We start from the raw sequence: 14,091 nt of genomic DNA, 5'->3' as shown, positions 1-14,091 counted from the left end.
TGCGCCCTTCCTTTCAATAGCGATTCCGAGCGTCAAGCTCTACTCAAAAATCACAAACAGCGTGATTTTTTGCGTTCCAGCTTGACCCTCTACAGCGCTATTTACATCCAGGGCCGGGGGTTCTCACCCCTCTCCACTCCTTCGTCGTTACGGGGGATTCCGTCGTCGGTACCCGCCGAACACCCCCATACTTGCAATGGCAAGTATGGGTAAAGCGGTTGAGTGCAAGTATGCCTGTTGGTGGCAAAAATATGGCGCTATTATTTTCATACTCGCAGGTTGCTGACCTGGTAGTCAGCAATCTGTTCGCACTAATTTGTAACGCGCAAACGTCTATCCCTTTATTATTGTTATCAGCTTGAGTGAAATCAGTCAGCAAGGTTGATGATTTCATTCGTAAGCGTAGACTGCTCACGCCCTAGATTGCTTCGGTTACCTGTGAGTCATTGAGATTGATACTCCAAGGCAGCAGACTTTCAACATCTGTGGTCTTGGTATTGTTGATTCGTTTTAGCACGGCTGTCAGATAGGCCTTTGGGTCGATACCGTTGAGCTTCGCTGTGCCCATGATGCTATAAAGCGCAGCACCATAATGCCCTCCATCCTCAGAACCGGTGAACAGGTGACTCTTCCGCCCCAGCGCTAGCGGGCGGATAGCCCGCTCAGCGGCGTTGTTGTCGGCCATCATCAAGGTAGCGCTTCAGGCTATCCCATTATTTGCGAGCATAGCTGATCGCTCGTCCGGTTCCGAAGCAGCGCAGCAAGACGTAGCTTAATATGCTCATTTCGGGTCCGCCCAGCCCAGCTAATGCGCTGGGTATGGGATGGAGGTCGAAGGTTGAATGGCTTGTTTAAACGAAGAGAGTGCGAGTCTTTAATATATGCGGACATCATAACCCAAAGCGCGTAACGCTTTGCTTGTTCGTCCATTTCTAGGAGGCGCCACCTCAGGTCGCGCCCAACCTACGAGTTCAGCTAAGGAGTTTAATCCGTAATGGGGCAAGCTATAGTCATCTATTTTAGCTGCGGCGTAAAGGCGCTCCCATAGAGATTCATCGTTACCTTCATATAATACAAAGTGCAACAGCTTGCGGACATCCCAACCTTTTTTGTTGTGCTGAGATAGTAGCCAGTTTGCAAAGAGCGGTATGCGTTTATCCCTAGACAGAGTTGATAAATCTGGCCGCCCTAAAGTAGCTAAATTAATTTTAATAACATGATCTTTAGTGGCGTGAGTGTCGTAACAAATCCGAGAAAACTCGTCCACTGATATTGTTAAAATATTTTCTTTACGGAGTTTTTCTCTAATATAAGGGGCTGAGGAATTAAATGTGAGATCTTCCTTAGAAGGCGGCGTCGTTGTAGCTTGCCACCATGAAATAGCATCTTCTAAGGCGCTTTGGGGATTTTTTTTATTTAACTGATAAAAGTCTTCAAAGGGTTTTCTTAGCCCGTCTGAGACTTTATTGTAATAGTAAGCGTGTAGAAATTGATCCACTTGCCATTCGACTGGCGTTTCAGAGTTTACCCATGATGGTCGACGATCCTGCAGCTCTGATCCAATATTTCTTAGCGTTGTTAGTGTCTCATGCCACTCTTTGCGAAAGCTTTCTTTTCGTCGATCATGTGCTTTTTGTTTGTTTTCAAAGCTTGGGCCGTTCCATTCAGGTATCTTTCTTTGGGATTTCCCTTTGTCGTCAGTGTCGCCCCTGAGTTGTTCGAGCTTCTCCATTTCAAGTATAACTTCCTCTGATAAAGGAAATGCAACATCTAATTCTTGAAGTCGCTCGAAGAAGCCTTCAATCTCAATAATCATTCCGCTCGTTTGAAGGTCATCCTCACTAAGGAATATGCCTGCTTCGATATTGGTAATCCAAGCTCTGTCAGTCAAGTTGGCCGATCCAATATACGCACCGTAACCTTTCCACCAAATGACTTTTGCGTGTAAGTAGTCTGGTATCAATTTGCAGAAGACATTATTCCGATGATTATTCAACAAACGCTTAAGAACAGGTACTGCCACAGGAACAGTGTGGTCATATCTCATCCATATATCTAAGCGAAGCTTGTTCTCTAGGCAGTTGCCAATCAAGTCTTCTTTTTCATTGACGCTTCTAGAGCCGTAGGCTATTGCTGCATATACACCTTCAATGTCATGCTTGGTACTCGGCAAAATATCTCGTAAATGCACCCCATTGATGCGATTTGCAATGAACTTCATGAATAACTTCCTTTTAAATGCAGGCTACAAACCTAAAAACCACTCAGGATCTAAGGTTACCTTTTCAACAAGTTCCGTTTTTACACCTAGTGCCAGTTCTTTCTGTTTGTCTGCGAGCAGGTCACCACCTACTCAATCAATAGGTGCCGCACCATCTCGGTTGGCTTCTTCAATCGCCGGTTTAGTAAAGCTACCGGTTGTAATAAACATGCCTCTGTCTGCTCGGCCAACGGTGGCACCTCTGAAGTCACGAATTTCTGGTGATCCAACAGAGCCTTTGTACTTTTTACATTGAAAGCAAATGTGAAAGCTCATTAAGCCGTTGATGCGAGCAATGCCTTTGCCGTCAATCCCGCCATCACCGGTTCGGCCGGTAACCTTAACATGCACAAAACCTGACTCACGTAACATACGCTGAGTCAGACGTTCAAACGCATCTGGGCTCATTTCTTCTATCAAAATATGATGAAGACGCTCTCGCCATGCGAGTGTTTCTTCAGGTGACTCATCAATGGCTGTAGCAGGGTCAGTTGGGTCCTCGGAGTCTTTGCTTGTCTTTTTATCTAAAGAGCGTACGTGGCTGACTATTTCCCGGCTATCAATCTCTTCTGACTGCTTCGCCTTATCTGTTAGGGCCCAAACACCACGAGCAGAGTTTTCCAAGTATCCTGCTTTTTTAAGATAAGTGCGTGCCCAAGCCAAGCGATAGCCGATTTCTGTCTGGCTGCTTTTCTCTGGATTGTGTAAAACGGCCAGCGTATCTTCGTCAAACTTTTCTAGCTCGACAACTTCTTCGTACATTTCATTTGATTTTATAAGTGACGATATCAATAATTCAAGTATTATCAATAGGGTGGCGAGATGGAATTACAAGAAAAGCCTTCTTCTAAGCTGGCAGGCTACTTATCAGATATTCAATCAGGGAGGTTAATTAACTATTCTCTGTTCTGTAAGGAGCTGATTAAAAAACAGATATCTGAACTCACCATTCGGGAGGTTTTTGATGCTGTATTGGTTAAACCTAAGCGCTTTCGCATAACGGTGCTTGATCAGAAAATATTTGAAGAGATTTGTCTACGTTTTCAGATGCACGAATCAGGTAGCCGGGTGTCGGCCGCGTTGAGTGGCGATAGTCATCGTGCTTCGGTTAGTGGCTCCTATTTGTTAATGCGGACTATATCTGAGCCGCATCCTGTGGTTGTGTGGTTTGATGCCGATAAAGTTGTATGTCCTGCTGAGATTGCAGACTCTGTGCTGCTGGTGGAAAACCTTGAAAATTTTATCGCACTACATGCAACTCTTGATCTATTGGTGAGTTGGGGAGTTGACATTCAGTGTAGTCAATTAGATGTTATTTTTGGAGCAGGAAACCAGATCACCAATCAATTACATATGCCATTTCTACGTCGTTATCGTCGGATTTATTGTCTATTTGATCTGGATCCCGGTGGGATAAGGATGTTCTGCTCGTTATTAAGTCAGGTTGAGCAGGGGGCATTATCATTTATATTGCCTGCTGATTTAGAAGACCGTTTGCATAAGTCTGAGTGGTTTCTGAGCGCAGAAGAGCGAACAGAGTTGTTAAGGTACATAGATAAATCGCCAGAAATAGATACATTAATTAATCTGCTTCGCGCTTCGCAACGGAAGTTAGAGCAAGAAACATATTTGAATCGTTAGTAAGGGAAGTTATGGAGCAGGGAAACGCTTTTTTAGATCGTTTTATCATCCGCCAGCTTATTTTTGTGAATAGCGCAGCATATGCCTATACCGAAATTCGTGTAGATCAACATACGGCATTATTCGGACGGAATAATTTGGGCAAAACGTCCATGCTGAATGCACTAAAATTATTTCTTTTGCCAGAAGAGAACTTTCGCTCATGTGAAAAAAAGTTTGGTTTCAAAGGAGCAAATGGCAAGGAATATCAAGGCCCGGAAAGTTATCAATATTACTTTCCTGAAGATCGATCTTTCATCATTCTCGAGGCAGAAAATGTACATGGTACTTTCTGCTTGGTGTTGCATCGAGGTGGTCGAGAGTTAAGCTACGGTCGCATGGCTGTACCATGCGGTTATGCTGAGATACGTCACCTGTTCTGGGATTTCTCCAGTTCTGAGAATGCCGGATTGGGTTCACCTGTTGTCGAGTTGTCGCTAAAAGGATTGTTATCTGAGTTGGCTTTGTTTAAAGCCGAGTCGTTGGGCGACGTTAAGACACTCAAAGATCGTCTATTCAGTGAAAAGCAGTTAGATGCTCGGCTAGGGCGTTTTTGTTTGCTACCGCTAAAGCAAGGGGGGACGGCTGGAGAGATTAAAGCCTGGCGCCAATTAATTCATTTGGCATTTGATATTAGTGCCAAGGATGATCAAACACTGCCTACTGCGGTCGCAACAATCATTGAGGGAGAGAAGCAACGAGATGCTGAAAAGGTCTCAGTCGATTTCGCAGCTATTCTGCAAAACTATAATGACCTCAAACGAGCAGGTGACCGCTTACAGCTAATCCAAAATTATTTGCCTGATTGGCAGAAATTTGATGATAACTACCGACAGTATGATCGTGATTCGCGCCATGTTGCACAGCAGTTTCTTAATTTAACTGCTGCGTTGGAAAAGCGCATGATGCTCAACGCAGAGTCTTTGGAGAAAGCGAATAAAGAGCAAAAAGCCTGCGACGATGCTCACGAGGTAAATAGAAAGCGATTTTTGGATGCTGATGGCAAGTCAAAGGTGCTAGCAGGGCAGTTGAAGTCTGATCAGCGTAAAGTGGACCAGCTTAATAAAAAACTCTCACGTATAGCCAAAATTGCAGCAGCATACCCAGATTGCTTTGATCAAGAACAGCTTGAATCTGCTCTTAAAACACATCGTGATAATCTCCAGTTAGCTTATGATAGCTTACAGAATGCTGAAAGCCGCCAGCGCCGAATGGAAAATTTAATTCAAGAATCTAAACAGTATCAGAATGCTATTTCACGGCGGTCGGAACTGTTAGAACAGCAAGGGATAGGCTTTTTAGAATCCTTGGATGTTGATACAGCGGCTGTATTTTTTAATCTGAATGAGCGTTTTGCTACCTTAAAGGTGACGCCTAGTAATGAACAGCGGGATATTATTCAGCAGTTTATCTCGTTGTTTAACCTTTCAGATCAAGGCCTTTCATTTTTAAATCAGCCATTAATCAATGCTCCTCTTAAACGATACAGTTTGATGGAGCAGCGTCGGCAATGGGAGCGGGAACGGGATGATGCTATCTCTTCATTAAGAAAAGTGAATAACGAATTATCTGATTTAGGCAAATTAAATAAAGAGTCATCAGCAGAATTACAGTTATCACTAGCTCACAAACATAAAGAGCTAGAGGCAACAAAAGATGACTTAGATCTGATCAAGTCTCATCGTGTTTTGAAAGTTGAAGCTGAAGAATATGATAAGCAAATCGGTGAGTTGATAAGCGAACAAACGCAGCTGGAGCATCAAAAAGAAGAAGCCCGAGAGAAAGCTGATCTCTTGTCTAAAGAGCTTAGTGCTGCTGATCAGGTAGTTAAGGGTTTACTCGGTGAACAGCGTTCTATGAATGATCAGGCGTCTCAATTGAAGATGATGAAGGATAACTATGCTCCAGTTATTACTGTCTGGTTAAGGCAGTTGGTGGCAGAACCCACAGAGGTAAATGATGAGATGGTGGTGACTCTTCGCCAACGTTTTCATGCATTGCAGGCTTTGGGGGAAACAATGCGTGAACAAATGGCGATGTTACTTAAAGCTGGTTTGTTGGAGAGTGATACAACAGCTGGTTTTTCAACCTTATCGCTTAAGGATCTTAAGCAATATCGGCAGCAGATAAAACAGGCTTTTGATACCTTAGATGCGGGGCTACACAATCATCGTGATTCTGTGAGAGCACACAACAAAGAAACTTCGATAAAGATGGCTGAGCTCAGTGGTGCAGCCAAGCAGATTAGTACCTTTGGCCAGGAGATCAATCAACAGTTTAGGCAGTATAAGCTTTCTAATCTGATAGAAATTCAGGTGAGTTTTTCACTGCATCCCCGCTTTAAGCAGTTGTTATCTGAATTAGAAAAGATTAATTTTCATACTGATGAGCTGCATGATGCCCGATTATATACTCGGTTGAACGACTTTTGTGACGAGTTTTTTAAGCGCACCACGAACAGTATACCTACGTTGAGCATGGATCAGATTATTCAGAAAGTATTCTATCGTTACAAGCTGGAGGGCCAAGAGCAGTTTGATGACAAGGAACAGTCAAATGGTACCACCAGTATGGTGAACTGTTTGTTGTTGTCGATTTTGATTAAACGTTTACTCAGAAGTGATGCTGCAATCTGTATTCCCTTGGTGATGGATGAGATGGGGTCTTTGGACCGAGCAAACCTACAAACGGCAACTCATATTGCTGAAAATCACGGCTTTGTATTATTCGGTGCAAGTCCTGATATATCTTCAGAAATTGTGGCGGCGGTTAAAAACTATGTGAGTCTGGGGTCATTTAGTGCGACCACGGCTAGTTATAGCGATCAACGAAAAGTTATTTATCACAGCCGCTGCGAGCGTTTATATCAAGAGGAGAACTCGCATGAAGCGAGTGAACCGGGGGATAGGTCTGAGCATATATCAGTCGATGAAAAAGTGAGTCAGGGAGAGGTTGTGCGGGGATGAGTGTTGCAACTGATAAAACACTGATCGTGATGATTGAGCAGAAAGACGTTTTTTTCAAACTTATAGACTACTTGGATGCTCAAGAGTTGGGGGAAGAGATTCCCTTGTCACTTTACTATGAGTCGATAAGGGCTCTTTTAAATCGGCAAAGTGATGAGCGTGAAAAGCGCCGACTTCAGGAAGTTTTTGAGCCGGAAAATTTATTGCGTGCAGGGTTGTTAATTGAGCTGGATAAGCATCGTGGAATATTGGTGCTGCAAAACTTTGTGTTGGATATGTTTCGCCATTTTGATCGTAGTCGGCTACGTGAACTTTCTAGTGAGCAGCTTGAAGTGCTCAGGCAAAGTTTGAACCATAGCCTTGAGCGGATGCAAACGTGTGTGATGTTTCAAGGTGATGTGGTTTTTGAGGAAATTCTCGGTGCTTTTTATGAGAATGTCCGTACTACCCTCGGACGTATTAAGCAGAATGTTAGTAGCCTTCAAGGGCAAGCCGAGCACTTATCCAAGATTATTGAAGAACATGACTTCAGTAATCTTGAGCAGACACAACAGGTTAATAAGGCGCTTGAAGAGATCAGTCGTATCTATCAACGCCATGTCTTGCCGACATTACAGTTTCTGAATGAGCAAGAAAATCTGAAGTCGGGTCTGCCTGCGTTAACCGCTATAGGCGAGATAGCCGTATTGCTAGAAAAAGCAGGACTGCCTGTGATTAGCCAGAGGGTACTCTTCGCTAAAAATAGTATTCGTTCTTACGCGAAAGATGTTGAGCTGATTCGTAAAACATTAGAGCGTTATGTACGACAGAGTGCCAGGCAGCGGCAACAATATGATTGCATTGAAGCTGTCTTCAACGATTTAAGGGCAGAAGCACAGAACCTACAAGACGGTAAGCTGAACACGAAATACCTTGCCAATAATTCAGATGTTTTCGCTCTTGCTCATATATTTAATGGGCTTAAGGGGCAGAAGTTTGACGCGAAATTGGAATGGGGAAATGAACATCAGTCGTTATTATTTGCAGAACACCTGCGCGTTGCACTTCCAAAGCTTCGAGATACAGAATCTAAGCAGTTAGTTCGTTTAACTGGGTTGGATAATGATGCATACCGTAAAGAGCAAGAAGTAACGCGACGTAAACGTAAAATCCAGAGACTCATCGAACAGTGTGAATTGCCGGTCGCGCATGAAGATGTCCACGTATTTCTACATGAGTTTTTACAAGCACACCTTAAGGGATATGTGCTGTCTGATCTATTGGATAGCTTAGGATGGCTTCGCAGTCGATTACCATGTCCTTTGCTACCTGTTTTTGAATTACGACAGATAAGCTACTCAGGCATGTGTCTGGATTACTATCCGCTTTCACTAGGACAACAACATGATTGATAAATCATTAAGCCAGAAAATATTCCGTGAGCTGTTCAATGGACGTGTCATCAATGATTTGATCTATTCTACAGATGGTACTATGCAGTCTGATCCTTTATACGAGGAGTTATTTAAAAATTACGACAGCTACTATCGAGAGATGTATGACAATATCGGCTATGAACTGGTACTTAGTGGAGGATTTGCATTTGTTCGTTCTTACGAGAGAGATGAACAGTTAAGCGATGTTGCCATGAAAATACATGCTTTACTCATGGTAATTGCGCGGGGTATTCACGAGCTAGGATATGATTTTGAAATATTAACTACGCATGATGCCGGTGTGAATGAGAGTTTGCTTAATCAAATTGATACTGAAGAGAAGAGGGAGATTCTACTTGCCTGTGGATTAAAGGGGTCACTGGACAACTCAATACAGAATCTTCTGATAGGGAGAAGGATTGCTTACCGTAATGCGAAGGCTAATCTTGTTCTGACTTCTGCAGGCAAAGGTTTTTTTGACGAGGTTTTCCGCAATACTAACTTTGCTGAGAATATTGGCGATTAGGCTTTATTTATCTTTCTAGTGACTAGTTTTTGGTTGTTTTTTTATTTTGGTTCCCGAAGATTTATCTTCACGTTATGTTTCGGTTAGATGCTTAATCTATATGTAACTGCTAGCTCATCACGTCGATGGTCTAGAGGTGGGGGTGCTGAGTTTGTGACTAAAGACATGAGAAAAACAACGTGGTAAATTCTTTTACAAACTTGTAAAAGGGTATTCACGTGATCAAGAAAAGGATTTTGCTTAGCTGGCTCGGTCGACATGATCTGGATGCAGTAGGCAACGAGCTGCGAGGTCCAATTGCCTCGATTCTTCTGGATTCTGATGCACCTTTCGATGAAGTTAGAATTCTTGCGAACAACTGGAAGGATGAGATCGAAGGTTATCAGCAATGGCTGACAGCGCAAGTAAGTAAGCAGAATCGTAAGGCGAGTATATCGATACATTTCGCTAAATTAGAAAGCCCAATCCATTATCCCAGTATTTATAATGTCGCCAATGACGAGCTTCAAAAACTCTCAGCGGCGGGTTCTCTGATCACTCTCAATCTTTCGTCCGGTACCCCAGCGATGATAGCTACCTGGTTATTGCTAGGTAAGGGCGTCTTCAATACTCAATTGGTTCAAACGTCTGTGCAAAGTGGCCTTTCTATGGTCGAGCTACCCTTTGATATCGCATTAGCTTATCTGGACCATCAGGATGGTGTGTTAGGCAAACTGGCAGCGTCCTCACCCGCATTGGATAGCTATTTCGAGCATATTCAGAGTCACTCCGTGATGATGAATGAAGCAATAGAAATGGCTAAGAGGTTGGCACCGCGAAACTTGCCGGTGATCATTCAGGGGGATTCTGGCACGGGTAAAGAGGTGGTTGCTAAAGCTATTCATAAAGCCTCTCCACGGTCGGGTAAATCCTTTATCCCAGTGAACTGTGGTGCGATTCCCGAAACCCTTATCGACTCTCAGTTATTTGGTCACAAACGAGGAGCGTTTACCGGTGCTGACGCAGATCGAAAAGGCTTTTTTGATGAAGCCGATGGCGGTACATTGTTTCTGGATGAAATAGGTGAATTACCGCTGGAAGCGCAGGCAAAATTGCTTCGGGCCTTACAAGAGAAAGAGATCAATGCTGTTGGTAGTAGTAAACCGCATAAAATCGATGTTCGGGTGATAGCCGCTACACATCGTGACCTTTTGGCGATGATAGAGGAAGGCTCTTTTCGGGAAGATCTGTTTTATCGACTGGCCGTCGGTATCGTTCACCTGCCGCGATTACGAGAGAGGGGGGATGATATTCCTGAGCTGTTGATGGCATTGATGGATCAGCTTAACCGCGAAGCGGAACAGCAACCGGGGTATAAAAGTAAAAAACTTTCCGAATCTGCAATAGAATTTATTAAACAACAGGGGTGGCCGGGAAATATTCGGGAACTCTGGAACACGTTATTGCGGGCTTCTATCTGGTCAGAGGGTGAGATTTTAGAGGTAGAACACCTGCAGCGTGCTATGATTCAGCGGAGCAGGAAAGCCGATCAAAGTAACCTTGATATAGATGTTTCTCTCGGCGTAAATCTTGCAGAAATCATTGATAATACAAAGCGTTACTGCATAGAAGAGGCACTGCGTTTGACGTCTGGTCAGAAGGGTAAGGCAGCTAAGCTGTTAGGATTAAGCAATCATCAAACGCTAACCAACTGGATCGATAAGCTTGATATCAACGAGTAAAAAAGTGTAGCTTCTTTAAAGCTGGCACGATATGTGAAGTACAGGATGTAATAACGGACAAAATGACATGAAGTCTATGAACTTTGAAAATCTTAGAAAATCCTGGCCACAGTTGGCAGATCTCGGCGCTTTTGCTGAGACCTATGCCTATCTCGACCCGCAAAGCTCGCTGGTTAAGCTGCGGTGCTATGTAGAGAAATTGGTTGGGGTTATTTATAGCGAACTCAAGCTTCCTTCCGAACCTAATGCGACATTTATGGATCGTTTGAATAACGGCAGTTTCACCACCGTTGTACCTAAGGTAATCCTTGATAAGCTGCATGCTATTCGTATGCATGGTAATAAAGCAGCTCATGAGGGGAATGTCACAGCGGAGACGTCGGTTTGGTTAGTCGAAGAAGCTTATCATCTAGGCTGCTGGTTATTCATCGCTCAGGGAGGCGGGAGTCGCGAGCAATGTCCTGATTTTCATCCACCTAAACTACCTCAAACGTCCAGTGCTAAAGCTGAGTTTAAAAAGAAGAATAAAGCATTACAGGAAAAACTGGCTTCCCAATCTGCCCAATTAGAAAGTGCGCTGAAAGAGTTAGAAGCTGCTCAACAAGCTGAGCAGGAAGCTCAGCGCGTAGCTTCAAAGCTAAAGCAGCAGATCAATCAGGTTAAGTCTGACGCCTTTGTTAAAGGCAGCGATCAGGCCACGAATACTCTCGATCTCAACGAAGCAGAGACTCGCCGCCGCTTAATCGATAGTGAGCTGCGTATTGTTGGGTGGGATGTGGGCCTGAAGGGAGTGAATACAGATCAAGTCACTCTTGAGCATGAAGTTGACGGTCAACCAACGCCGTCAGGTATAGGTTACTGCGATTATGTGCTCTGGGATGATAACGGTAAACCGTTGGCGGTGGTTGAAGCCAAGAGAGCCCGTGAGAACCCTGAAAAAGGTCGTCAGCAGGGTAAGCTCTATGCTGATGCCTTGGAAAAAAAACACGCTCAACGACCAGTCATTTTCTATACCAATGGTTACGATATCTGGATCTGGGATGATGTGCTGGATACTGTGCCACGCAAACTCTATGGCTGTTACGGTAAAGACAGTCTGCAATATCTGATTAACCAACGTAAGCATCGCAAGAATCTTAATACGACGCCCATCGATACCACGATCGCCGGTCGTCTCTATCAGATGGAAACAATCACCCGTGTCAGTGAACGCTTCAGTCAGGGACACCGTAAGGCGCTGGTCGTGCAGGCCACCGGTACCGGTAAAACGCGAGTTTCTATCGCTCTGACTAAGCGGTTGTTAGATGCTGGTTGGGCCAAGCGGGTACTGTTTCTATGCGACCGAAAAGAGCTGAGAAAACAGGCGAAGAATGCTTATAGCGAGTTCATTAAAGAACCGCTCTATGTGGTGGGGCGCAGTAAAAAGCAGGATCAACACAACGCACGTATCTATATCGCGACCTATCCAGGCATGATGGGGATCTATGAGCAGTTCGATGTGGGTTATTTTGATCTCGTCATTGCCGATGAATCTCATCGCTCGGTCTATAACGTTTATGGCGATCTGTTTAAGTATTTTGATGCCCGTCAGGTTGGTCTTACCGCAACGCCAGTTGAGATGGTCAGTCGGTCGACTTGTCGTCTATTCGGTTGTGATTACAAACTGCCGACTGCCAGCTATCCGTTGGAGCAGGCGGTGGAAGATGGCAATTTGGTACCCTTTCGCGTAGTCACTCATACCACTCAGTTTTTACGTGAGGGTATTAAGGGCCACTCTCTAACAGATGATCAGATCGCCGAATTAGAAGATCAGGGTTTCGATCCCAATGAGCTAGATTTCAGTGCCACCGATATTGATAAGGCGGTGTACAACAAAGATACCAACCGTGCTATTTTGCGTAACCTGATGGAGCTGGGTGTACGTGATCTGGATGGTCAGTTGCCCGGCAAGACCATTATCTTCGCTCGCTCAATACGACATGCAGAATTACTCGCCGAACTATTTGCAGAGATGTACCCTCAGCACGGTGGTAACTTCTGTCGCGTTATTCATTCTCAATATAAGCGAGCAGAAGAGCTGATTGATGACTTTAAAAAGACGGATGGCTCAAGTGATCAGATCACCATCGCCGTATCGGTGGACATGCTGGATACCGGCATCGATGTACCTGAGGCGGTTAACCTAGTATTCGCCAAACCAGTTAAATCCAAGGTCAAGTTCTGGCAGATGGTTGGGCGAGGTACGCGCCTTTGCGAAGATCTCTATGGCCCCGGTAAGCCTAAGACGCACTTTTTAATCTTCGATCACTGGGGTAATTTTGATTACTTTGAGATGGACCCTCCCGAAGATGAAGGCCGCCCTAGTAAATCATTGTGTGAAAAACTGTTTGAAGCTCGGCTCAACTTGGCAGAAACAGCGCTGAAAAAGGCTGAAATGGATCTGTTTAAGCAAGTGATTGAGTTGATCAAGGCTGATATCGATGCTTTGGATGACCGCTGTATTGCGGTGCGCGATAACTGGCAGCTCAAGGCGCAGCTCAGCGACGAGAAGTGTTTGAATAGTTTCGCACCGGATACCCGTCAACTGCTGCACACCGAGTTGGCACCGCTGATGCAATGGCGTGATATCAAGGGGCAGTCGGAAGCTCTGCGCTGGGACCTGCAGCTAACAGAGCTGCAATTTATCTGTCTTACTAATCCGAGCGAAATGGATGTGGCCAAACTACCGGTGCTGACCAAAGTGGGTCAGCTCTCTATGCACCTTAATCCGGTGCGGGCTAAAGCTGAAGCCATCAAAGCTATTCAGCAGGATGAGTTCTGGCAGCCGGTCTCTTTTGAGTCTCTGGAATCACAGCGTCTTGCTTTGCGTGGTATTATTCATCTGCGTGATAAGGGTGCGGCACCCACGCCGGAGCCGTTGCCGGTGTTGGATATAAAGGAGGATGCGGCGGAATACCAGATCAGCGACCGACCCACACATATTGTCACCGTCGATTACCAGATTTTCCGCCAAGAAGTGGAGAAGACCCTTGCGCCGTTGTTTGAGCGCGATCCGGTGCTGGCTAAAATCCGCAACGGTGAAGCGGTTAGTGAAGAAGAGCTGACTCAGCTGAACGCGCTGGTGCATATTCAGAATCCCAACCTAGACCTGGATACCCTCAAAGAGTTTTTCCCCGATTCCGGTGCCAGTCTGGATCAGCTGCTGCGCACTCTGATCGGCATGGATGAAAAAGGCGTTGAAGTCGCCTTCACCGCGTTTGTACAGCAGCACCACATAAACCTTAACAGTCGACAGCAGCGTTTTATCGCGTTGTTGAAAAACCACCTATGTAAGTTCGGCACCATCAACGTGTCGCAGCTTTATGAACAACCCTTTACCGGCGTCCACAGTGATGGCTTAGAAGGGGTCTTTACCGATTCAAATCAGGCCGACGCGTTAGTGGCGCTGATTAAACAGTTTGGGGTTGAACTGGGTGAGCGACGTGATGCTGCTCGGCGCACCTAAGCGAAAGCCTAGTGCATA

The 14,091-nt window shown here is 45.0% G+C and carries 9 protein-coding genes; 6 read left to right on the top strand and 3 right to left on the bottom strand.

Annotated elements, in window-relative coordinates:
* Positions 1-418: 418 nt before the first annotated feature.
* From ACN0T0_RS19050 to ACN0T0_RS19040, 3 genes are all read right to left on the bottom strand, one after another.
* Positions 419-688: a transposase domain-containing protein gene (locus tag ACN0T0_RS19050; protein ID WP_417228323.1), complete on the bottom strand. Its 270-nt coding sequence runs from the start codon at positions 686-688 to the stop codon at positions 419-421.
* A 186-nt stretch (positions 689-874) separates the two neighbouring features.
* Positions 875-2,221: a phospholipase D family protein gene (locus ACN0T0_RS19045; RefSeq protein WP_417228322.1), complete on the bottom strand. Its 1,347-nt coding sequence runs from the start codon at positions 2,219-2,221 to the stop codon at positions 875-877.
* Positions 2,222-2,353: 132 nt separating this feature from the next.
* The gene (locus ACN0T0_RS19040; protein ID WP_417228321.1) at positions 2,354-3,070 is read right to left on the bottom strand and encodes a restriction endonuclease; all 717 of its coding nucleotides are present in this window, start codon (positions 3,068-3,070) and stop codon (positions 2,354-2,356) included.
* Positions 3,071-3,082: 12 nt separating this feature from the next.
* Between ACN0T0_RS19040 and ACN0T0_RS19035 the strand changes: the two genes are divergently transcribed.
* The 6 genes from ACN0T0_RS19035 to ACN0T0_RS19010 all read left to right on the top strand — a co-directional run bounded on the left by ACN0T0_RS19035 (position 3,083) and on the right by ACN0T0_RS19010 (position 14,073).
* Positions 3,083-3,901, top strand: a complete 819-nt coding sequence (locus ACN0T0_RS19035) for a hypothetical protein (RefSeq protein WP_417228320.1) — start codon at positions 3,083-3,085, stop codon at positions 3,899-3,901.
* A 659-nt stretch (positions 3,902-4,560) separates the two neighbouring features.
* Positions 4,561-6,906: a hypothetical protein gene (locus ACN0T0_RS19030; RefSeq protein WP_417228319.1), complete on the top strand. Its 2,346-nt coding sequence runs from the start codon at positions 4,561-4,563 to the stop codon at positions 6,904-6,906.
* Positions 6,903-8,297, top strand: coding sequence for a hypothetical protein (locus ACN0T0_RS19025; RefSeq protein ID WP_417228318.1), 1,395 nt, complete (start codon positions 6,903-6,905; stop codon positions 8,295-8,297). Before ACN0T0_RS19030 ends, ACN0T0_RS19025 begins: the two co-directional genes overlap by 4 nt.
* Entirely contained in the window at positions 8,290-8,847 is a 558-nt protein-coding gene (locus ACN0T0_RS19020; RefSeq protein ID WP_417228317.1) for a condensin complex protein MksE, read from the top strand. The genes ACN0T0_RS19025 and ACN0T0_RS19020 overlap by 8 nt, the downstream gene beginning before the upstream one ends.
* A 218-nt stretch (positions 8,848-9,065) precedes the next feature.
* Positions 9,066-10,568 carry a sigma-54 interaction domain-containing protein gene (locus ACN0T0_RS19015; protein WP_417228316.1) on the top strand — a complete coding sequence of 501 codons (1,503 nt, stop codon included), beginning with the start codon at positions 9,066-9,068 and terminating at the stop codon, positions 10,566-10,568.
* A gap of 67 nt (positions 10,569-10,635) precedes the next feature.
* Positions 10,636-14,073: a DEAD/DEAH box helicase family protein gene (locus tag ACN0T0_RS19010; RefSeq protein ID WP_417228315.1), complete on the top strand. Its 3,438-nt coding sequence runs from the start codon at positions 10,636-10,638 to the stop codon at positions 14,071-14,073.
* Positions 14,074-14,091 lie beyond the last annotated feature (18 nt).

Origin of the sequence: Amphritea sp. (genome assembly GCF_048266285.1) — a bacterium.
In the GTDB taxonomy this organism is placed as follows: Bacteria; Pseudomonadota; Gammaproteobacteria; order Pseudomonadales; family Balneatricaceae; genus Amphritea.
This window is presented reverse-complemented; position numbering and strand designations above follow the sequence as displayed.